Origin of the sequence: Aquimarina sp. I32.4, assembly GCF_002924285.1 — a bacterium.
GTDB lineage: Bacteria > Bacteroidota > Bacteroidia > Flavobacteriales > Flavobacteriaceae > Aquimarina.
In genome coordinates, this window is record NZ_PGUB01000030.1 from 16,771 (window position 1) to 38,442 (window position 21,672).

The window sequence follows — 21,672 nt, forward strand, 5'->3', positions numbered from 1 at the left end:
ATTTATAATTTTGCCATACATAACAAACACCACATATTTCTATGGAACGACTGTATCCAACTACGAAAACGTTTTCGTTAAAGCATTACGGTATTGAAAATGCTACCATGCGCTACCAACTATCTCCTGATGAACTTCAGGATGAAGTAGTGCAAAAAGATCAGGGAAAAATTACCGCATCAGGCGCGTTGGCAATAAACACCGGCGAATTTACTGGGCGTTCTCCAATGGATCGATTTATTGTTAAAGATGATATTACAAAAGATAAGATATGGTGGGGGGATATCAATATCCCTTTTGCATCAAATGCATTTGATGCATTATATGATAAAGTAACCAAATATCTTTCTGGGAAAGAAATATTCGTTCGTGACAGTTATGCGTGTTCCGATCTTAAGTATCGTCTTAATATAAGAGTGATAAACGAATATGCATGGTCTAATATGTTTGCATCTAACATGTTTTTGAGACCAACACAGGAAGAATTGAAAGATTTTGACCCAGAGTGGACTATCGTTAATGCACCAGGGTTTATGGCAGATCCATCTGTAGATGGAACTCGCCAGCATAATTTTGCGATTTTAAATTTCACAAAAAAAATAGCACTTATCGGAGGTACTGGTTATACTGGAGAGATTAAGAAAGGAATTTTTTCTGCACTTAATTTTATACTTCCAGTATATAAAGATTCGCTTCCTATGCATTGCTCTGCCAATGTAGGAGAGGAAGGAGATACTGCTATCTTTTTTGGGCTTTCAGGAACAGGTAAAACAACTTTGTCTACAGATCCTAATCGTAAATTGATTGGTGATGATGAGCATGGGTGGACTAAAGAAAATACCATATTCAATTTTGAAGGTGGTTGCTATGCCAAAGTGATAGACTTATCCTCTGAGAAAGAGCCTGAAATATATAGAGCCATCAAAAAAGGAGCGATCCTCGAAAATGTAATTATCGATGATAAAGGAGAAGTAGATTATGCAGATACTTCGATCACTCAGAATACAAGAGTAAGTTACCCGATTCACCATATAGAGAATATACAGGAGCCTTCTATTGGTGAGAATCCAAAGAATATATTCTTTTTAACAGCTGATGCGTTTGGGGTAATACCACCGATCTCTAAGTTGACACCAAGTCAAGCTGCCTATCATTTTATTTCAGGATATACAGCAAAAGTAGCAGGAACAGAAGCAGGAGTAGTAGAACCTACCCCGTCGTTTTCTGCTTGTTTTGGAGCACCATTTATGCCATTACATCCTGCTAAATATGCAGAGATGTTGATTAATAAAATGAATGATACAGGGGTGAATGTTTGGTTGGTGAATACTGGTTGGACAGGCGGTCCCTATGGTGTAGGAACACGAATTAAATTAAAATATACAAGAGCTATGATTCAGGCTGTACTTAACGGTGATTTAGGATCATATTCTTATGATAATTATCATATTCATTCTGTTTTTGGAGTAGCACAGCCAAGAGAGTGTCCAGGGGTACCTACAAAGGTTCTTAGTCCAAGAGCAACTTGGAATGATGATGAAGCATATTATACAACTGCATTTAAGTTGACGAACGCATTTAGAGAGAATTTCAAAAAATTCGAATCATATGCTAGTGAAGAAATTCGAAGAGGAGGCCCTCAGAGATATTCCTTCTAAGAGTGTAAATAGTATACCAAAAAGAGAGTCCCGAATACGATATTCGGGACTCTCTTTTTTTTATGTATGTTTTAATAAATTAGTACTAGATAGTGTGAATTTATTTTTTGTTTACTTCTTTGATATACTTTTGGAGCGCCATAGTCATTGATGGAGTCTCGGGGGTTGGTGCCTGAATATTTACAACCAAGTTATGCTCTTCGGCAGCTTTTACAGTTGAGTTCCCGAAAACAGCAATTTTTGTATTTTTTTGTTTAAAATCAGGGAAGTTTTCGAATAAAGATTGTATTCCCGATGGGCTAAAAAATACCAAGATATCATAAAATACATCTCTTAGGTCAGAAAGATCACTTACCACTGTTTTGTAAAACACCGCTTGTTTCCAATTCACTTTCAAACTATCCAGTGTTTCAGGGATCAGGGGTTTTAACTTGTCAGAAGACGGTAATAAGAATTTTTCGTTTTTATACTTTTTAATCAATGGAGATAACTCCTGAAATGTACGTTTACCAACGTAGATTTTTCTTTTTCGGTAAACAACATATTTCTGTAGATAATATGCTACAGCTTCACTTTGACAAAAATATTTGAGCGTATCTGGCACTTTGAAGCGCATCTCGTCAGCAATTCTAAAGAAATGATCAACAGAATTTCGACTGGTAAGAATAATGGCAGAATAGTTAGATAAATCCACTTTCTGCAATCTTACCTCTTTTGCATCAACTCCCTCTACATGAATGAAGGGGATAAAGTCAATTTTTACTTTTTCCTTTTCTTCTAAATCAAAATAAGGTGAATTCTCCACTTTAGGCTCCGGCTGTGAGACCAAAATTGTTTTCACTTTCATAAATTTTCTTTCTTTTTTGTAAAGGTCCTACTATTAACTAATAAGCTTATATAGTATGAAATAAGGTGCGATTTCAAGTGCGCAAAGATACAAAATAAAATAAAACATATGGTTTAAAATAATACTTTCGTTTTTCTTGTAAAAGGAAAACAGTACAATTGTATTTAAAATAACCAATAAAATTAACAATATTATAAATGCGATTTTTGAGGGTTGTAGCGCATAAATAAATAAGATGTTTGTAGGTAATAAAATGACCCCCATAAAGTTACGATAAGATACTTTGTAAAACAAATATTCGTCAATTATAGAATCAATAGAGAAAATTGTAGCGATAATTTTTTCTATAAGTAATTTGCAAATAACAACGACAGTATAGATGATAGTGATCTTAAAATATAGGGTAATTTGACTTGGGATGACTTGCCATTCAAAGGTGTCAAAGCATAAAAAGATGAATAGAGAAACAGATGCAATTTGAAATAATAAGAGAATTGCATTGAACAAAGAAGAGAGTTTATTTGGTTTTTGATGAGAGATAATATACTTGTTATTACTCAAAAGCATCGTGAAATCGGAAAACCGAAGCGAATTGACCCTCTTGGCTATTGCCAACAATAAAAGGCATATTACGATAAGGATCGTAAGCCAATTGATATGCGCTATTTCTCTGGTAATAAAATTCATAAGCTATTTCAGGGGTAAAATTACAATCAATTAACTGATAAAAACAAGAAAATATCTAGTAATTATTTAGTTATATTTGCCTGAAAAATAGCCTAGATGGTTGATGCCGTAGTCATAATCCCTACATATAACGAGATTGAAAATGTGGAACGTATTGTAAAAAATGTGTTTTCGTTACAGCGTAATTTTCATATTCTTATTGTAGATGATAATTCACCAGATAAAACTGCTGATAAGGTAAAAGAGTTACAATTAGAGTATAAAGATGCTCTTTTTTTAATGGAGAGAGAAGGTAAATCAGGGTTAGGAACTGCATATATAGCTGGTTTTAAGTGGGCATTAGAAAGGCCCTATACATATGTTTTTGAGATGGATGCCGATTTTTCTCATAACCCTAATGACCTTATTAGGTTGTATAATGCGTGTGCCAAAGGACCTGCTGATGTAGCTATTGGGTCAAGATATGTTACTGGAGTAAATGTGGTAAATTGGCCAATGACTAGAGTATTATTGTCATGGGGAGCATCAAAATATGTTCGTTTTATTACAGGAATGGATATTCATGACACAACTGCTGGATTTATCTGTTATAAAAGAGAGGTATTAGAGAAAATAAACCTGAATAAAATAAAATTTGTAGGATATGCTTTTCAGATAGAAATGAAATTTAAAGCGTATTTACTTAAATTTAAAATAAAAGAAATTCCCGTCATCTTTACAGATAGAACAAGGGGAACTTCAAAAATGAGCAAAGGAATTATTTCTGAAGCTGTTTTTGGAGTTGTAAAAATGAAAATTAATAGTTTGTTTAATAGTTACGAAATATGATTATGGATAGTGTGTTGATTAAAAATGCCAATATTGTCAATGAAGGAAAGATTTTTAATGGAGATGTGTATATAGAGCACGGTGTTTTTAAAGAAATAGCACCGCAAATAAGTGCAAAGTCACCAGATGTACATATTTTTGATGCCGAAGGAAAATATTTGTTGCCAGGAGTGATAGATGATCAGGTTCATTTTAGAGAACCAGGATTAACTCATAAAGCTACTATAGAAACAGAATCAAGAGCCGCTATAGCAGGAGGAATTACTTCTTTTATAGAAATGCCGAATACAGTGCCGCAAACGACCACAGTAGAAAAGCTGGAAGAAAAATTTGATATCGCTGCAAAAACTAGTTATGCAAACTACTCATTCATGTTTGGAGGTACCAATGATAATTTGGAAGAGATTCTAAAAGTAGATCCAAAAAAAGTAGCAGCACTTAAGCTTTTTCTGGGATCATCAACAGGAAATATGTTGGTTGATAACCCTGAGGTGTTAGAAAAAATATTCTCATCTACAGATTTATTGATAGCTGTACATTGTGAGGATGAGCAGACAATCAAGGATAACACAGCGATATATAAAGCAAAATATGGAGATGATATCCCGTTAGAATTTCACCCTATTATCAGAAGTGAAGAAGCTTGTTATTTATCATCATCGCAAGCAGTAGCATTGGCAAAAAAGACAGGAGCACGATTACATGTTTTTCACCTTTCGACAGCCAAAGAATTAAAGCTGTTTACAAACAAAATACCACTGAAAGATAAGAAAATAACTGCTGAAGTATGTATTCATCATTTATGGTTTTCTGATGCTGATTACGCTGAGAAAGGAACATTAATCAAATGGAATCCTGCTGTAAAAACTGCAAAAGACAGAGACGCACTACTTGCTGCATTGCTCAATGACAAAATAGATGTGGTAGCTACAGATCATGCTCCTCATACCATAGAAGAAAAAGACAATGCATATACCAAAGCACCTTCTGGTGGGCCTTTGGTACAACATGCACTTCCTGCAATGCTCGAACTTTATCATCAGGGAAAAATAAGTATGGAAAAAATTGTAGAAAAAATGTGTCACAATCCTGCTATATTATTTCAAGTAGAAAAAAGAGGATATATAAAAGAAGGGTATTATGCAGATGCAGTACTAGTTGATATCAATGCACCTTGGAGTGTAAATAAAGAGAATATTGCTTATAAATGTGGATGGTCTCCTTTTGAAGGGACTACGTTTAGATCAAGAATTACCCATACTTTTGTAAATGGAAATTTAGTATATAAAAACTTTAAGTTTTATGATGCGACAAGACATGCACAACGATTAACCTTTGATAGATGAGCAAATATGTAACCTATATTAGTATCTTTTTGATAATTATATCCTGTCAGAGTGTAGATAGACCTCCTATGCCAGAAACATTGGTGGGAGAAGATTGTATGGTTGATATTTTTACAGATATTGCTTTTGTCAAAGCTGCCAAAAGTTCACATAGAAAAAAGTTTGAAGAAAAAAATATCAACCCCCAAGCTTATATATTACAAAAACATGGGGTTGATAGTGTAGTTTTTGCACAAAATAATGCATGGTACTCCTCTCAATTTGATGAGTATAAGGCGATTTTTGCACGTGTAAAAGTTAATTTGGAAGAAGGAGTAACATTGTATGAAAAGCTTAAAAAAGAAGAGGATTCTATAAAAAAAAGACAAGATTCTATTGCTAAAATAAAAGATTCATTAAAGCTTAAAGAGAAACCTGTTTTATTATCAAAAAGGGAAAAAAATAATTAATTCTCCTTTAGAAAATAAGAAGCAGTTTCGTTGATACTTTTTTCTATTGAGGTGAAATTGTAAGATAACTCTTTGGTTATCTTATCACTGTTATAATGTTTTGTAGAAAAAGCACTTCGTATTGATGATTTAAATATGGACTGGTTTGTTCTAAAAAGTAGGTGTCCAATACGTTGCAGATAGTAAGCAATCTTCATTAATAGCGGAGATGCTTTCTTTTTTGGTGCTGGTTTGTTTAGAGCCTTGGCAATCATAGTAAATGCACTTTTGTAGCTTAGGTTTTGTCCTACCAGAATATAACGTTGATGAGTTTGTGAACCTTGCATTAGCCTATGCATAATATCGATAACATCTTGTATTGCTATATACCCTGTAGTTCCAGTGGTATAGTAGTTCATTCCGTTATAAATTCTTTTAAAAAGGTATCCACTACCCCCGTCAAAAAAACCTGGGCCAATAATAATCCCAGGATTTACAATTACAGCGTTTAATCCTTCTTGTACACCTCTCCAAACCTCCATTTCTGCACCGTATTTTGTAATTGCATACACAGAGTTAAATACTTCAGGGTTCCATTCTGATTTTTCGTTAATAGCTGCATTTGTCAGATTGTCTCCCAAGGTAGCAATAGAACTTACGTAGCATAACTTTTCTACATTGTTAGATAAACACATATTGACAACATTGGCAGTACCTTCAATATTTACTTTTCGTAATTTTTTGTAATCAGAAGGGTTAAAACTAATGACAGCCGCACAATGATACACATGTGTTATTCCTTCAAAAGCTTCGGTTAAAGAGGGTACATCGTTAATATTAGTATGAACCCACTCAATAGTATCAAATAGATGTTGCGCTTCTTTGGCAAAGTAAGAAGAAAATACTTTTTTGGCGTGTTCCTTTTTGGTTTCGGTTCTATAAAGTGCACGAACCTGTTTTTTTTCCTGAACAAGTTTAACTAATAAATGTGTGCCTACTAATCCTGTTGCTCCTGTAACTAATATCATGGTATATATTCTACGATACTAAAGTAAACAATTAATGACATTTTTTGATATTGGGTGTTCGATATTCAAAAACTCTTTTTCATTGTATCATTTTACATTATACATTAGTAGTGAGAATTGAGTAATTAGTATTGAGAAAACTTAAATATTCAGTGTTCCTTAGTCATTCCAGTGTAGACTGAAATCCATCACGACGTAATAAGTACCCCTTGGTTCCCAGCCTTCGCTGGGAGGACAGAAAGTTTGTCATTCTCGACTTGATCGGGAATCCATCACGACGCAATAAGTACTCCTTGGTTCCCAGCCTACGCTGGGAGGACAGAAAGTTTGTCATTCTCGACTTGATCAGGAATCCTCACGACACAACTAGAAACTTCATATTCGGTGTTCGGTAGTGGGTGTTCGATATTCAAAACCTCTTTTTTACTTTATAATTTTACATTTATAAATCTTTATTCGGTGTTCCTTAGTCATTCCAGTGTAGACTGAAATCCATCACGACGCAATAAGTACCCCTTGGTTCCCAGCCTGCGCTGGGAGGACAGAATATGGGGTTTTACATTTATAATTTTTCACTTTTATATTTTATATTTCTTCTGATACCAAAACCATGTTGATATTAGGATCAATACCAGCATTGTAAGTACCCAATACCATACAGTAGTCTGCTCAAAATGCATAGGTGCAGTATCGCCTACCAGATAAAACCCTGCCCAATAAAAAGGCGCTGTTCTATTGATGTTGGCAGTTGCCAGATATTGCAGCTTAGCTTGCTGTAGAGCCTTGCCTTTATTCATTCCTGATTTGAGATGCGTGTAAAAATACTTCATCAATTCTGGGGTAGTCTGATCAGAAACCTCCCAACTGGTGAGTAGTAAACTTTTGGTTCCTGCATATTGAAACGCATTGCCCAAACTCATAATCCCTTCTCCTTTGGCAATCTTACCCGTACCCGTATTACAAGCACTAAGCACGGTAAGCTCTGCGGGAATATCTAATGCAAATAACTCATGCCCATACAACAGATTATCCTCTATCGTATCTTTATTTTTGGTAAAATAGAGCTTAGAATATTCAGGACGTTCATTATCTACCTCTCCATGCAATGCCAGGTGTAGTATATTATACTTATTTGCATTGTTTTTAAAATTAGCTTCTATTGCCTGTGATCCAAAATAATACTGTCCGTCTATAATATCAGAAATAGCTCTGATCTCTTTGCGAGTACCTGGCAAGTCTCCACTAGCATCTCTCAAAGAAGCTAACCGCATAGTTGTATTTTCTATAGTTTGTGTACTGTCTGAAAAAGAAAAAGCAAGACACTCCTGTAGAGGTGCTTTCTCTTGCTTATCTCTAAAGGAGGCAAATAACAAGTTGGCAGCATTGGCATAGGTAATGGCGTAATCTCTGAGCAGGTATGGTAACAATGCTGGATTGTTAGAAGTAGCTGCTTTAGACAGTAATAACTCAAAATTAAGATGCCATAATGAACCATCAGGGATGATTATAAGTTGATCTCCTATACACTGATCTATTATTGGGGCTATTAATTGCAGATACAATTCATGGGCCTGTTGCTTAAAAGTAAGGGTGTTTTTTTCGGTGATACTTGCTCTAAAATTTTCGATCTGCTGGGTTAGTTTAGGGGTGGTGAGTTCCTGTACTGCGATACTGTTTTTTGTGATTGCAAAAACATAGGTAATACTATCTGCTGTAAAAAACTCTAGCAAAGTAGTGGTGTCATCTAGTTGCCGCTGAATATCTGATGCAGTAACAATGTTCTTCTTGTATTTGAGCTGATAATATTTAGGATGCTTTTTTTCTAGTATTTGTGTCAAAGAATCCTGCCGTCTATTTACCTCAAAAAGGTGATTCTCATATCTGGTAATTTTTGCCGTATCACTTTCCTCCTTTACCTGTTCTTCTGTAATTTTTGATATATAAAAAGAACGATTGATTCTTAACTCTTTTTCTAACTCTAAAAGATCATTGGGTAATCCTGTAAAGTTTTTAGCATTGGCATCTGCAAGTAATTCTTTGAGGGTATTGGCTTTACTTATTTCTGCATAGTAAAAAGCTTTTTCTAGAGATGCCTGATCTTTGTTTTTGGCATATAGCAATAGCTGTGCAGCAATGGCCTCTTTATAGATATCTTTGGCTATTTTGGCAAAAGCCACCTTATCTTGATAATTGGTTAAACCTTGCCGAATAGTATTGATAATAGTAGTTGCTTTTTGATAGGTACCTATAGCTTTATTGAGATCCTTGGGGTTGTGATGCTTCTGGTAGTGTTGGGTATACGATTTAGCCAGACCTTGTAGGGAGGTTAGTGCAATGCTTTGGTTTGAATACTGCCCTGTATCAAAGGTTGAGCCTTCTGTGCTGTTAGGAGTTCTATTGGCAGTTAGTGCTTTTTGATAATACAGCAAGGCATTTGCATCTTCTTTTTGTAGTGTATATACTCTTGCTATATGAGTATAGGTCTCAGCTATCTTAGGATGATTCGCTTTAAACACCTGCAACCGAATGGCAAGTGCTTTTTGATAATGTTGTAAAGCTATTCTATACGCCCCTTTGTTTCTATACATAGTTGCCAAAGCATGATATGAATTTGCAACATCAGGGTGGGTATCCCCATAAATAGAGATACGCTTTTGCAGCGCTTTATTGATATAGGATTGTGCAGTATCATATTCTTTTTGCAGGGTATATAACTCCCCAATATCATTATAAGAATCTGCAATACCAGAAGGATTATAATCTGATATTTTTACTCGTATGGCTAATCCTTTTTTATAATAAAATAAGGATTGCTTATATGCTCCTTTTAATCGGTAGATGTTTCCAATATTATTATAATTAATAGCCGTGCTATAATGATATTCCCCTCTCTTTTTTAAATTACCATCTAGAGCTTTTTTATAATAAGCTAGTGCTTTATCATATTCTCCTTTGTATTTATAAATAACGCCGATATTATTTAACACTCTTGGCTTCCATTCTTTATATATATTACTATGTACATCAGATGCTTTTTGGTGATACACTAATGCTTTATCATATTCTCCTTTATTGTTATAACATAGACCAATTGAATTTAATGCATTAATCATCGTATGATGCTCCTTGCCATACAAATTCATTGAAATAGATAAATACTTTTCTAAGTAGGGGAGGGCTCTATCATATTCTCCTTTTTTTCTATAAATAACTCCCAACAATCGATTACACAATGCAATATCATAATGATTTTTGTCTAATTCTTTTTCTCTAATAGATAAAGCTGTATTTATATATGTTAACGCCGTATCATATTTTTCTTGCTTTTTATATGTCAATCCTATGTTAAAATACAAATTGCCAATTCCCAGATTATCTTGTTCTAAATGTTGCTTTCTAATCAGTAATGCTTTCTGGTAATAAATTAAAGCCTTATTATATTTTCGTTGCATATGGATTGCATCTCCAATCCTTTCAAAAGATTCTGCAATACTCAAATGATCTTTGGCAAAAAGTTGTTGCCTAATAACCAATGCTTTTTGATGCTTGATTAATGCTTTTTTGTAATCTTTTGTATCTCCATAGTAATAAAAGTGTCCTATATTATGATAAGCATCTGCCTCTTCTTTATTGTTTGTAGGTAAATATTGAGTGCAGATTTGTAGGGCTTTTTTTGCATTACCTAAGGATTTTGGATACTCTTTGTTTCGTCGCTTGCTTTCAGAAATTTTATTATAACAGCTCGCTACTTTAGTCCATATTCTTTTTTTCTGGTAGATGGGGAGTGCTTTTTCAAAATAGGTAATTGCACCTGAATATTTCTTTGCTGTTAACAGGGAGTCTGCTTTTGCAAAATATTGCGAGGCTTGTAGAGTGTCATTTGTAGCTTGTGCATGAATAGCATATTGTAAAAAGAAAAAAAAGATTCCTAAAGTAAGTTTTGATAAAACCAATCGTATTTCTCCCATAAATAATATTGTTATCCCAATAGTTAATAGCAAAGAACGTAAAAATGTTACCTTTTTGTCAATGAAAGGAGTATAAAATTAGGGTATATAGTGTATAGCAGGTAGTAATGAGAATTGAGTAATCTTCATTTGTCATTCCCGACTTGATCGGGAATCCATCACGACGCAATGAGTACTCCTTGGTAGTGAGCCTACGCTGGGAGGACAGAACATGCAGTTTCTCAACAAAAAACTATTATTTATGTCCAATTTTGAGTCAACATGTCTCAAATTTGGGAGGTCTATATAATGTGATGGGCCGATTTTACCTTCCGTTGGGTCTATTTGATGAAAATTTAGACTCAGGAGTCCCAATTTTGGGTCTATATAGTCCAACGATGGGTGTCTAAAGTCCAAAATTGGGTGGTTCTTCTCTAATTTTGAGACCTCAACGTCCAATTTTGGGACTCCTGAGTCTAACGGAACGTCTTTTTGGTCCATCAGAGCGTGTTTTTAATCTAATCGCTATTTCAGGAGAAGACACTTTATAATTTTACATTTATAATTTTGCGGTTTTACATTTAATAAATCAGTAGTGAGAATTGAGTAATGAATAATGAGAAACTTAAACATTCAGTGTTCGGTATTGGGTGTTCGATATTCAAAACTTTTGTGACTTTATCATTTGCACGTATTTCTATCAGATTCATAGCAGGATATTGTTCATATTTTTATCTTTGCTACTCTTAATAGAATTATAGTACCATGACCAAGAATTTTATAGACGAGTTACGCTGGAGAGGTATGTTGCATGATGCAATGCCTGGAACCGAAGAATATCTAATGGAGCAAATGCGATCGGCTTATGTAGGTTTTGATCCTACTGCAGATTCATTGCATATAGGTAATCTTGTGCCTATTATGTTATTGGCACACTATCAAAGAGCAGGGCATAAGCCTTTTGCATTGGTAGGAGGTGCTACAGGTATGATTGGAGACCCTTCTGGAAAATCAGCAGAACGTAATCTGCTTGATGAGAAAACATTGCGTCATAATCAAGAGTCTATAAAAGGGCAACTAAGTAGATTTTTGGATTTTGATAGCGATGCTCCAAATTCGGCAGTATTGGTGAATAACTATGATTGGATGAAGGAGTTTTCATTTCTAGGATTTATCAGAGATGTAGGTAAGCATATTACCGTAAATTATATGATGGCCAAAGATTCTGTAAAAAACAGAATATCGTCTGAATCATCAGAAGGAATGTCGTTTACAGAGTTTACTTATCAATTGGTGCAAGGGTATGACTTTTTACATTTATACAGAGAGCATACATGTACTTTGCAAATGGGTGGTAGCGACCAGTGGGGTAATATTACGACTGGTACTGAGTTGATAAGGAGGGTTTCTGGAGGAAAAGGATATGCGCTTACTTGCCCATTGATTACTAAATCAGATGGATCAAAGTTTGGTAAGTCTGAAGGTGGAAATGTATGGTTGGATGCAAAGAGAACTTCGCCTTATAAATTCTATCAATATTGGTTAAATACAAGTGATGAGGATGCAGAAAAGTATATTAAGATTTTTACTTTTTTGACTGAACAAGAAATAGAGACTTTGGTAGCGACTCATAAAGAGGCTCCACACCAACGAGCACTACAGAAAAAACTAGCAGATGAGGTGACTGTAATTGTACATTCTCAAGAAGATTTGGATAATGCAATTAAAGCATCTGCAATTTTATTTGGTAAATCTACTTCTGCAGATCTTAAAGATTTAGACGAAGCTACATTTTTGGATGTATTTGATGGAGTGCCACAAGCTGAAATAGAAAAAAGTACAATTGTAGAAGGGCTTGATATTATTGGTGCATTAGCAGAAAAAACAGGCTTTCTAAAATCTAATGGAGAAGCCAGACGAGCGCTAAAAGAAAATTCTATTTCTGTAAATAAAGAGAAAGTTACCGATGGGTATTCTATATCAGAAAATGATTTGATTAATGGTAAGTTTGTTTTATTGCAACGAGGTAAGAAAAATTATTTTGTGATCAGAGTAGTTTGAGGATAACTACTGCAAATACGTATAGTTGAGTGCTAAAAAAAGGTTCTGAAAAGCACAGTGTAAAGTGTTGTTTTTGAGAATAATACGTTTTTAGTGTGTGATTTTGTAAAATAAATTAAGTATGTATAGTTTTGATACTACTATCTTTAGTCTAATCGAAAGCAAATGGAATAGTGTTTGTTACTCGAAAGATTAAACAACTATAAAGAGATTATGAGATCACGAATATTACTTTTGATATTACTGGTATTACCTTTTATGATGCTGGCTCAAGAAACGAATGAGGATGCAATAAGTGCAATAGGCCAAAATAGTACGTTGGTTTCTCAATTTGCACAATTAGCACCTATGGGGATTAATCCTTATATCACTGTTTTTTTGACTTCTGTTTTATCCAAATTTGGAATTCATAACGAGTATGTAGCCACCAATCCTTTTTTTGATAATTGGTTTGTTATCGTGTTATTTGGAGTTCTCTTTTTGTTTACGGCACTGGTAGGAACGGTGGTAAAAACAAACAAAGCTACAGCGACCATTGGGCTGGTTGATGATTACCTGTCTAATCATGCGGCATTGCTTATAAATGCCATAATTATACTTGTACCTACATTTTTATCAAATGATCCCGCACATAGTGAGATTGTATATCAAGCAGGTTTTTTGTCTGTAAGCTTTAAGACTATGTTGGTACTGGTTGTGTCAATGTACTTTCTTGTTATTGTGATGACAGTGCGATTCTTTTTAGACATATTGATATTCTTATCGCCAATACCTTTGGTTGATTCTTTTTTAGAAATTGCAAAAATGGGGGTCACGATATTGTTTGTAATTATTAGTATTGTGAGTCCAACGGTATCGGTTGTTATATCGGGTATTATGTTTTTGATTGCCCTTTTGTTATACCGTAGGTCTGTTCGATTGGTAACCAGAACAAAATATTTATTTGTATACCCAATACTTAATCTTTTTAGAAAAAAAGAGAAGATAATAACAAATGGAGATGGTGTGTTATCGGTATTAGTCTACACTAAAGTAAAAACGAAGAAATTCAAAAAAGGAAAAATTGTTCGATTAGAGGAACGAGATGATAAAATCTTTCTTGTAAAGAATAGATTTCTTATGACGAAAGTAGAAGAGGAAATCAATGTTGAGAATAGCTTTTTATTGCAGAATGGATTGAGTATACTTCTTACAAACGAATCAGGAGATGTAGCGTTGCTGTTTAATAGATCATATCATAAATATATTGATGATATCGCACAGGTTTTGGGTGTAGAAATACGAGAAAAAGAAACTTTTGGGGAGCAATTAAACAAGGGAGTATTCTCAAAAATAAAGAATATGTTCAGTAAAGATGATATTGCAGAACTAGAATTGCTTAAAGAATAATAGCTCCTCTCCTCTGTAAAAGAAGAGAGGATATACTCATTATATTGCTATATGTAAGGTTTCATTTCTTGTTTACGCTTTTTTAGCTGTACTTCAAGATCACTTAATGTTTCTTTGACAGCCATTTCAAAGTTCTTTTCGTTTGAGGTAGCATGTATTTTTGGACCTGGTAAACTTAGTTCTATGTTGCAAATCTTTCCTTTTCCTGTAGGGTCATTTTCTTTTTTGAAGAACACATCTGATTTGATAATCCAGTCGTATTTTTTGTATAATTTGTCAAGTTTTTCTTGCACGTACTCTTCCATAGTCTCACTGGTTGGCATTTGTACAAATTGAATATTGATTTTCATATGCTTATTTTTTTATTCCAGAAATGTAAGTATACGCTATTATAAAGCGTCTTATTGATGTAATTATCTGGTTTGATTTCTATATCAAAAATAAGAGCTATAGAGGATTTTGCATATGATAAATATCATATTGAGAACTAGTTTTTTTGCAGAAAACAATATCAAATATTTTAGGAGCTAATATAGGTATGAATGAAAAGCAAAAGACTGTCTAAATAATTATTTAGACAGTCTTTTTGTTATGAGTGTATTGTGTTACTCTTTAGTACCAATCTTTCACGTTGTATTTTACGTTATTGGGTTGGTTTTTACCATATGCTACCCCTACATCTCTGGCAGCTCGTATGGCTGTTTTGTTAAGATCAAGTACTTTTAACTGGTAATTCCAGTCTCTATCACTTAGGTTTTTTACACGAGTAGCTATTTTTGTATATAATGATTTCACCTGTCCGTAGCAAGCTCCTTGAGGCTCTACAGTTGATAAAATAGCTCCTGCTTCATTTGCAGCATTTATGTCTTGGTTAGCTGTCCATATAGCAGATGCTTCTGCTAGTTTTTGTTTACAATCTCTATCAATACTCTTTTTATAAAGTGATGCTATTTTTGATTTTATTTTATTAAAACAAGTACTAGATTCAGGAACATTTGTTAGTACAGCAAGAGCTTGTTTAAATTGATTTTGCGCTTCGAGTGCAGTTGCTTTTTTGAGTACCTGATTACAGTTCTTGTTGTAGTATTCTATAATTTTTTGTTTTCCTTTCTCAACGAATTCTATAATTTCAGGGTTTTTAGGGTTCAATCTTTTTATAGCAGATATGTATGCCTTGTTTTCATTGGTGCCTACTCCTTTTAATTCTATAGATTGACTGGCAAATAAATTTCCTGAAATCCCATCTCCAATATACAAAGTAACATTAAGATTTAATGCTGTTTTTGGAGGGGCAGTTGCTGTAATGTCCTTACTCAAAACACTAATGTTTGGAGCTAGAATAAATCTAGCATTATAAACATTATCACTTATTCCGTTTTTGGTAATAACTTGTGTTAATCTATTGACTAGCATATTTCTTGCGGAAGAAGGTATGCCTTCTACTTGTCTGGGAACATAAGCAGCTAGTGAGATTCCGTCATTGGTCTTTTTTTGTTGAGCTACCAAAGTAGTTCCAACCAAAAGCAATGCTATATATAGTAATTTTTTCATGATGAATATGGTTTTATTTTCCTCCTAATATTATAGTTGCTCTACCCAGTCCTTTCATAACAAGTTTGTTGGGTATGGAATAGGGTTCACTTTTTAGTTTTTTGCTAAGTCCTTTTACAAATCTTCTAGCGTCTATTGCTCTTCCTTTATCATTGAATAGAGGGATTCTTACTTGTTCGAATAGAGCCATATCTTCTGTCATATCGGTAGTGTTAAACCTTCCTTTAACAGTGTTTTCTGCTAACCAGTCCTCGATAACAACTCCTAGTTCTTCATCTCCGTATTCTGTTTCAAGATCACCATCCCAATCATCCCATTTTTGGATTCTTACAATGATTTCACGGCCATTTTGAAACATATCATCAAAATGAGTTTGTAGCGAACCAGTAAAGTTATCCATATGAGATAATACTGCTTCTGATAATAGTACGGGTACCTCTGCAGAAAAAGAAGGTGCTCCTGTTCCAGTTGCAGTTGCAACTTGTTTATCGGTATATGCATCCAGTCCCTGGAGGTTAAATGTGATTGATTTTTTTGGACCAGTTCTGTTAATTGTCCAAGTAAGTTGCATGATTATATCTGCTTTAGCAACTTTTTTAAGGGCATCAATTGGACTTTCGCTTACTCCACTTCCTGTATCTTTTGAAGCACGCATATTATCTTCGGCGGCATTAGACTCTAGAGTTTTTATAGCAGATTCCATATTCTTTAAAGGGAAGCCTCTATCTGCCATTATTCCGTTTATTTGACTGATTACCTGAAGTACTTCTGCGTTTTCTTGAAAAGCTCTTTTGTAATCAGGAACTTTTACAATGGTTCCTTGGTTATTATAAGCTAACATATATCCGTTCTGGTTACACCAGACATCGCTGGGAACAACCATAAGTGTTGGTTTTTTTGCTTGACCAAAACCAAATGAGATGGTCAGTAAAAAGACTCCGATAAGTAGTGTTATATTTTTTTTCATTAGTTTTTTTGTTTTTACGTTTAAAACCCTGCGTTTAATGCTTTGACAATCCCTTCCGATTCCAGCTTTTTTCTTAATTGATCGGTTGCTACATTGACAACCACTCCTATTTTGTATTCTTTTTTACTTACTTTTAGCCTATCCCCAGGAGCAATATTGCCGTCTGTTGCTGTTGTAACATATTTCATAAATTCTCCTTTGTCACTAAAAAAAGTTTCAAAAAAAGCTACATGTTCATTTTCTATTCCTGGTCTGTTTGCCAAAGGTTTAAAAGAAGTACAGCCACTTTCTCCTCCTGCATATCCCTTAAAAACGATACCATGTACTGCATTTTTCATTGCCTGTGCGATAGCGAATTTTGGACTTTTTGAATAGGACCATACTTTTACAAGTTTAGAGCCTTGTTTTGCAATGCCTTTGCATTCGATATCATATCGCCACGCTTTTGTATCCTTATTGGCTTGTTTTTTTCTTCTCTGTGCGGTAGCATTGATACTAAAGCCTAATAGTAATATTAGAATCAGGCTTGTTTTTATGATGACTTTATTCATGTTTTAAAATTTGATTTTTTTAGTTAGTTTATTTGTCGGATTAGCATTCCAGCGTAGAAGTTTTTACCTCCTTTGAATAGTGTATATTCTTTAACTTCTTCAGAAGGTTCTTGTTCTTCTCCAGCCATAAATCGGTTATCCCAGATTTGTTTTTTGGTTACTTTAATAACTCCTTTTCTTTTATAAAAAGTTTTTCCGTTTTTGTCAATTGTTTGCTCGAGCACTTCGTATTTATCTCCTCCCTCTAGTCCTTCTTTTAATCCAATTTTTGCAGATAGAGGATCTCCGCTCAATAGCGGAGTTTTGGTTCTGAATACTTCATATTTTCTTTGCAATTTTGCAATGACAGCATCTACAGCTTTTACTGTTGCTACGGCAACCAATTCTTCTTCACTTTTTTTGGTAAAGGATGTGGCTTGTAAATCAGCCCATGCTACTTCTGTTCCTACCAATTCTACTTTGAAAATGTCAGATCCTTCAAATGCTTTCTTTTTAGTGTCATCAAGATTAGCATCGTCGATCCAATAGTCATTATAAAAGATCGCTGCCATTTCTTCGTTCCAGACTAATTTGTATAGGTATGAGGTTGTTTTGATTACATAACCTTTTCCAGCAACATCAAGAGCTTTGTTGGCTAATGATCCTCCTAAACCTGCTTTTCCTGTTAAGCTCGAGGCAAATGCCAGACCTTTTTTTGCTTTTTGAGCAACTTCCTCTTTACTGATGTATTTGAAGTCATTGACAATTACAAAAGTGTTTTTTATAAGTTCTTCTCCTGCATCAGCTAATAGTGCTAATCCACGTTCACTGTTATTTGCTATTTTTACATCTAATTCGGTAGCATTATAGGAACCTCTTTCTGAAATTAGATTCATGTTAAAGCCGCCTAGTTGACTTCTGTTGAACCATTTTGCAACTACTGCCTTGGCAATCTTATTGGTAGAGAAATACGTTTCGATAGCAGTTTTTTGAGCTTCTATTATTTCTTCTTTTGATAATGATTCATCATATACTTTGGCAATTGCTCTGAAATCAATATTGTGATTATTAAATTTTTCTGGAATTGGAGCGGTTGTAAATGCTTCTTGAATGACATCTCCATATTTTCTTTCCTCATCTGTTACCATTAGTGTAAACAAAGAGCTCCTTCTATAGACTGCATCAGTTGTTTTATTCTGACCATAACTATTAAATGTACTTATGGTTATTAGTAAGCATAGTATTATTCTCTTCATAGGTTAATTGGTTTAAAATTGATAACTTAGTTTTACTGCAAAGACAGTGTGTAGGGCTACACTATAAAATCACAGGTGTAATTTAAGATCTTGGTAAACAAGATTTTATTTGTTTTTTGGAATGATTTTCAAGAAATAGTTAATTATCTTTTTTATATATTGGCAATTGCAACAAGGTGTGTATTGCTGATAAAAAGTACTTTATGATGAATTACAATGCAATATGTTCCCTTATTCATATCTTATTGTATTACATTTTTATTCTTTGCTAAGAAAATAGATTTTATAGTCTTTCTGAGTTGTAATAAATTGATAGTTAGTGTTTAATTTCATTTTCCCTTTTTAATAATGCATTTTTTTTTGTTTAGTTATCTGTAATTAATTCAATCATATGAAAATGACAGTAGCTAAATCACGGTAAAAGTAAGTTCATCAAAAAAAAGAAAAGTTCTGAATCTTTAACTTGTTGATGATTCAGGACATGTTTTTTGCTTTTGAAAAGGAAGAGTTGTTTTATCTCGTTAAATCTATTATAGTTTAAAATTATTTCAAAATAACCATAACAGGGGTATGCTTGATACCCAATCAATTTAATTTCATAGGCACGATTTCAAAGTTAAAATGATATAGCTATAGTGGTGCTACATTGAATTCAGTGAAACATTATGTTTTATCGCATTTTCAACCCTCATAAGGAGGTTTTAATGTATAAAGTGGGTTTGTTATATGGTAATATCTGTAATTATAAAGAGATACTGCTTAAGTAAGAATATTTATATTTACTAAAAACTAAGTTATATGTTGTCTTCTCAATTTCGTTTGGATCGTGCTTATAAGAAAGCAAAAGTAATTCCGTTTGATGATGATTCGAAGTTTATCTTATTTAGTGATTGTCATAGAGGAGATAATAGTTTTGCAGATGAGTTTGCAAATAATAGGAATATATATTTTCATGCGATGCGTTATTATCTCAATGAGGGGTTTACATATTGCGAATTGGGAGATGGGGATGAACTTTGGGAAAACTTGAAATTTGAAACTATTTTACGTACTCATAAAAATGTATATGAGTTATTGCAGATGTTTTATGCTGATAATAGGTTAGAAATGATTTGGGGAAATCATGATATGGTGTATCGTGATCCAAAGCATGTGAAAAAAAACCTAAGTTCTTATTTTGATCATAAGACAGATCAGGAAGTGCCGTTGTTTCCAGGGATAAAGTATAATGAGGCTATTGTGTTACAACATAAAAATACAGAACAAGAAGTCTTTATGTTGCATGGTCATCAGGCAGATTTCATGAATTATACAGGGTGGAAGATAAACAGATTTCTGGTTCGGGTTTTATGGAAACCGTTGCAGGTGATTGGGATTTCTGATCCCACTAGTCCTGCAAAGAATTATAAAGAAACGATACGTATAGAGCGCAGGATTAAGAAATGGATTGCAAATAACAACAACCTTTTGACTATTATAGGTCATACCCATAGACCTAGGTTTCCTGAGGCAGGAGAACTAGCACTATTTAATGACGGGAGTTGCGTGCATCCTCGATCTATTACAGGAATAGAAATAGAAAATGGCAGTATTACTCTTATCAAATGGCAGATTGCTACTACCGATGATGGTATTCTTAAAATTATTAGAGTTCCTCTAGAAGGACCTCAAAACCTTAGTGATTTTATTACAGAGTAGTGTTATTCTATATTAACTACTTCTTCTATTTGCGGGGCATATTTCTTGATCGTCATTTCTACTCCGGATTTAAGGGTCATTTGGTTTACACTACACCCTACGCAAGCGCCTTCTAGCTGTACGTTAACTTTTTTGCCATCCTCAATAGAAATTAAAGAAATATTTCCTCCATCACTTTCCAAAAAAGGTCTAATTTCATCTAGTGCCTTTTCAACATTAATTCTTAATTCTTCAGAAGTCATTTTCTATTTTTTTACGACAGAACATCCTGCCATGGTTGTTATTTTTATTGCTTCAGTTGGTGGTAAGCTTGTATTTCTATTTACTACTTCCTGAACCACGTTTTTTGTTAATTGGTCAAAAGCTTTTTCTATTGGGGTTCCCGTTTGTAATGCTGCGGGTCTTCCTGCATCTCCAGCCTCACGTATACTTTGTACTAGAGGAATTTCTCCTAAAAACGGAACATCAAGATCTTCAGCTAGATATTTAGCACCCTCTTTACCAAAGATATAATATTTATTGTTAGGAAGCTCTTCTGGTGTAAAATATGCCATATTTTCTATAATTCCTAATACAGGAACGTTAATACTCTCCTGTTGGAACATGGCTACTCCTTTTCTGGCATCTGCAAGAGCAACATTTTGAGGGGTACTTACTACTACTGCTCCCGTGATTGGTAGCGATTGCATAATGGATAGGTGAATATCTCCTGTACCAGGAGGTAAGTCGATCAACATAAAGTCTATCTCTCCCCATGCGGCATCAAATATCAATTGATTTAATGCTTTTGCAGCCATTGGCCCTCTCCAAACTACAGCTTGATTAGGTTGTGTAAAAAAACCAATAGATAAAATCTTTACGCCATAGTTTTCTATAGGCTTCATTTTTGATTTACCATCTTCTTTGATAGAAAGAGGGCGTTCTCTTTCTACATCAAACATAATAGGTGTTGATGGCCCATAGACATCTGCATCTAATATTCCTACCTTGAATCCCATTTTGGCTAGGGTTACGGCTAGGTTAGAGGTTACGGTAGATTTACCTACACCTCCTTTACCAGATGCTACTGCTATGATATTGGTTATCCCAGGAATGGGTTTTCCTTTGATCTCAACTTTTTCAGGTGTTGCAGCTGGAGCTTCAACTTTGATATTGACAGTTATTTTAGCTTTTTCATATACTTTTTCATGTATCACCTTCATTACATCTACTTCTGCACGTTTGCGAATATGTAAAGCAGGGGTTGCTAATACCAAATCAACAACAACTTCATCACCAAAAGTGATTATATTTTTGACAGCACCACTTTCTACCATATTTTTGCCTTCACCGGCTACAGTAATTGTTTCTAGTGCTTTTAGAATATCTGATTTCTCTAACTTCATAGGGTAGTATTTCTTTTTCTGACTAATCCACCAATCTGGATGCAAAGATAACTCGAAAAGTTAAGA

The 21,672-nt window shown here is 34.2% G+C and carries 18 protein-coding genes; 7 read left to right on the forward strand and 11 right to left on the reverse strand.

Going from position 1 to position 21,672, the window contains the following annotated elements:
• The first annotated feature begins 41 nt into the window (after positions 1–41).
• Complete coding sequence (gene pckA / locus CVD18_RS08785; protein WP_103865070.1) at positions 42–1,658, forward strand: phosphoenolpyruvate carboxykinase (ATP); 1,617 nt, start codon at positions 42–44, stop codon at positions 1,656–1,658.
• Between the two features lie 100 nt (positions 1,659–1,758).
• Here pckA and CVD18_RS08790 read toward each other — a convergent pair whose 3' ends face one another.
• A complete protein-coding gene (locus CVD18_RS08790; RefSeq protein WP_103865071.1) occupies positions 1,759–2,505 on the reverse strand; it encodes a uroporphyrinogen-III synthase in 747 nt (248 codons plus the stop codon).
• 33 nt (positions 2,506–2,538) lie between these two features.
• Positions 2,539–3,192 carry a DUF4271 domain-containing protein gene (locus tag CVD18_RS23495; protein WP_103865072.1) on the reverse strand — a complete coding sequence of 218 codons (654 nt, stop codon included), beginning with the start codon at positions 3,190–3,192 and terminating at the stop codon, positions 2,539–2,541.
• A 96-nt stretch (positions 3,193–3,288) separates the two neighbouring features.
• Between CVD18_RS23495 and CVD18_RS08800 the strand changes: the two genes are divergently transcribed.
• From CVD18_RS08800 to CVD18_RS08810, 3 genes are read left to right on the forward strand one after another with little or no spacing between them, the layout of a single operon-like run.
• Positions 3,289–4,020 (forward strand): polyprenol monophosphomannose synthase, encoded by a 732-nt coding sequence (locus CVD18_RS08800; RefSeq protein WP_103865073.1) that lies wholly within the window; start codon positions 3,289–3,291, stop codon positions 4,018–4,020.
• Between the two features lie 2 nt (positions 4,021–4,022).
• The gene (locus CVD18_RS08805; RefSeq protein WP_103865074.1) at positions 4,023–5,366 is read left to right on the forward strand and encodes a dihydroorotase; all 1,344 of its coding nucleotides are present in this window, start codon (positions 4,023–4,025) and stop codon (positions 5,364–5,366) included.
• Complete coding sequence (locus CVD18_RS08810) at positions 5,363–5,815, forward strand: DUF4296 domain-containing protein (RefSeq protein WP_103865075.1); 453 nt, start codon at positions 5,363–5,365, stop codon at positions 5,813–5,815. The genes CVD18_RS08805 and CVD18_RS08810 overlap by 4 nt, the downstream gene beginning before the upstream one ends.
• On the opposite strand, the gene CVD18_RS08815 is transcribed toward CVD18_RS08810, so the two are convergent.
• On the reverse strand, positions 5,812–6,822 hold the full coding sequence (locus CVD18_RS08815) for an NAD-dependent epimerase/dehydratase family protein (protein WP_103865076.1): 1,011 nt from the start codon (positions 6,820–6,822) through the stop codon (positions 5,812–5,814). The genes CVD18_RS08810 and CVD18_RS08815 overlap by 4 nt on opposite strands.
• A gap of 578 nt (positions 6,823–7,400) precedes the next feature.
• On the reverse strand, positions 7,401–10,790 hold the full coding sequence (locus tag CVD18_RS08820; protein WP_103865077.1) for a tetratricopeptide repeat protein: 3,390 nt from the start codon (positions 10,788–10,790) through the stop codon (positions 7,401–7,403).
• 744 nt (positions 10,791–11,534) lie between these two features.
• On the opposite strand from CVD18_RS08820, the gene tyrS reads away from it, so the two are divergent.
• Both tyrS and CVD18_RS08830 read left to right on the forward strand, forming a co-directional pair.
• Positions 11,535–12,830: a tyrosine--tRNA ligase gene (gene tyrS / locus CVD18_RS08825; RefSeq protein ID WP_103865078.1), complete on the forward strand. Its 1,296-nt coding sequence runs from the start codon at positions 11,535–11,537 to the stop codon at positions 12,828–12,830.
• 213 nt (positions 12,831–13,043) lie between these two features.
• Entirely contained in the window at positions 13,044–14,219 is a 1,176-nt protein-coding gene (locus CVD18_RS08830) for a hypothetical protein (RefSeq protein WP_103865079.1), read from the forward strand.
• 47 nt (positions 14,220–14,266) lie between these two features.
• Here the strand turns inward: CVD18_RS08830 and hpf are convergent, their stop codons facing one another.
• The 5 genes from hpf to CVD18_RS08855 all read right to left on the reverse strand — a co-directional run bounded on the left by hpf (position 14,267) and on the right by CVD18_RS08855 (position 18,523).
• A complete protein-coding gene (gene hpf, locus CVD18_RS08835; RefSeq protein ID WP_103865080.1) occupies positions 14,267–14,569 on the reverse strand; it encodes a ribosome hibernation-promoting factor, HPF/YfiA family in 303 nt (100 codons plus the stop codon).
• 262 nt (positions 14,570–14,831) lie between these two features.
• Positions 14,832–15,770 (reverse strand): hypothetical protein, encoded by a 939-nt coding sequence (locus CVD18_RS08840; protein ID WP_103865081.1) that lies wholly within the window; start codon positions 15,768–15,770, stop codon positions 14,832–14,834.
• 13 nt (positions 15,771–15,783) lie between these two features.
• Positions 15,784–16,737, reverse strand: a complete 954-nt coding sequence (locus CVD18_RS08845; RefSeq protein WP_103865082.1) for a DUF6175 family protein — start codon at positions 16,735–16,737, stop codon at positions 15,784–15,786.
• Positions 16,738–16,757: 20 nt separating this feature from the next.
• Positions 16,758–17,288, reverse strand: a complete 531-nt coding sequence (locus CVD18_RS08850) for a hypothetical protein (RefSeq protein ID WP_103865083.1) — start codon at positions 17,286–17,288, stop codon at positions 16,758–16,760.
• A 23-nt stretch (positions 17,289–17,311) separates the two neighbouring features.
• Positions 17,312–18,523 carry a hypothetical protein gene (locus CVD18_RS08855; RefSeq protein WP_146052743.1) on the reverse strand — a complete coding sequence of 404 codons (1,212 nt, stop codon included), beginning with the start codon at positions 18,521–18,523 and terminating at the stop codon, positions 17,312–17,314.
• 801 nt (positions 18,524–19,324) lie between these two features.
• Here CVD18_RS08855 and CVD18_RS08860 point away from each other — a divergent pair.
• On the forward strand, positions 19,325–20,221 hold the full coding sequence (locus CVD18_RS08860) for a metallophosphoesterase family protein (RefSeq protein WP_103865095.1): 897 nt from the start codon (positions 19,325–19,327) through the stop codon (positions 20,219–20,221).
• A gap of 2 nt (positions 20,222–20,223) precedes the next feature.
• Here CVD18_RS08860 and CVD18_RS08865 read toward each other — a convergent pair whose 3' ends face one another.
• Together CVD18_RS08865 and CVD18_RS08870 are read right to left on the reverse strand one after the other, a co-directional pair.
• Positions 20,224–20,463, reverse strand: a complete 240-nt coding sequence (locus tag CVD18_RS08865) for a NifU family protein (protein ID WP_103865085.1) — start codon at positions 20,461–20,463, stop codon at positions 20,224–20,226.
• Positions 20,464–20,466: 3 nt separating this feature from the next.
• Positions 20,467–21,606 carry an Mrp/NBP35 family ATP-binding protein gene (locus CVD18_RS08870; protein ID WP_103865096.1) on the reverse strand — a complete coding sequence of 380 codons (1,140 nt, stop codon included), beginning with the start codon at positions 21,604–21,606 and terminating at the stop codon, positions 20,467–20,469.
• Between the last annotated feature and the right edge of the window lie 66 nt (positions 21,607–21,672).

Bases quoted from the DNA above. Each gene is read 5' to 3' on its own strand.
- pckA (WP_103865070.1), top strand. From the start codon at position 42: ATGGAACGACTGTATCCAACTACGAAAACGTTTTCGTTAAAGCATTAC.
- hpf (WP_103865080.1), bottom strand. From the start codon at position 14,569: ATGAAAATCAATATTCAATTTGTACAAATGCCAACCAGTGAGACTATG.
- CVD18_RS08805 (WP_103865074.1), top strand. From the start codon at position 4,023: ATGGATAGTGTGTTGATTAAAAATGCCAATATTGTCAATGAAGGAAAG.
- CVD18_RS08820 (WP_103865077.1), bottom strand. From the start codon at position 10,790: ATGGGAGAAATACGATTGGTTTTATCAAAACTTACTTTAGGAATCTTT.
- CVD18_RS23495 (WP_103865072.1), bottom strand. From the start codon at position 3,192: ATGAATTTTATTACCAGAGAAATAGCGCATATCAATTGGCTTACGATC.
- CVD18_RS08855 (WP_146052743.1), bottom strand. From the start codon at position 18,523: ATGAAGAGAATAATACTATGCTTACTAATAACCATAAGTACATTTAAT.
- tyrS (WP_103865078.1), top strand. From the start codon at position 11,535: ATGACCAAGAATTTTATAGACGAGTTACGCTGGAGAGGTATGTTGCAT.
- CVD18_RS08790 (WP_103865071.1), bottom strand. From the start codon at position 2,505: ATGAAAGTGAAAACAATTTTGGTCTCACAGCCGGAGCCTAAAGTGGAG.
- CVD18_RS08865 (WP_103865085.1), bottom strand. From the start codon at position 20,463: ATGACTTCTGAAGAATTAAGAATTAATGTTGAAAAGGCACTAGATGAA.
- CVD18_RS08870 (WP_103865096.1), bottom strand. From the start codon at position 21,606: ATGAAGTTAGAGAAATCAGATATTCTAAAAGCACTAGAAACAATTACT.
- CVD18_RS08810 (WP_103865075.1), top strand. From the start codon at position 5,363: ATGAGCAAATATGTAACCTATATTAGTATCTTTTTGATAATTATATCC.
- CVD18_RS08815 (WP_103865076.1), bottom strand. From the start codon at position 6,822: ATGATATTAGTTACAGGAGCAACAGGATTAGTAGGCACACATTTATTA.
- CVD18_RS08840 (WP_103865081.1), bottom strand. From the start codon at position 15,770: ATGAAAAAATTACTATATATAGCATTGCTTTTGGTTGGAACTACTTTG.
- CVD18_RS08830 (WP_103865079.1), top strand. From the start codon at position 13,044: ATGAGATCACGAATATTACTTTTGATATTACTGGTATTACCTTTTATG.
- CVD18_RS08845 (WP_103865082.1), bottom strand. From the start codon at position 16,737: ATGAAAAAAAATATAACACTACTTATCGGAGTCTTTTTACTGACCATC.
- CVD18_RS08850 (WP_103865083.1), bottom strand. From the start codon at position 17,288: ATGAATAAAGTCATCATAAAAACAAGCCTGATTCTAATATTACTATTA.
- CVD18_RS08800 (WP_103865073.1), top strand. From the start codon at position 3,289: ATGGTTGATGCCGTAGTCATAATCCCTACATATAACGAGATTGAAAAT.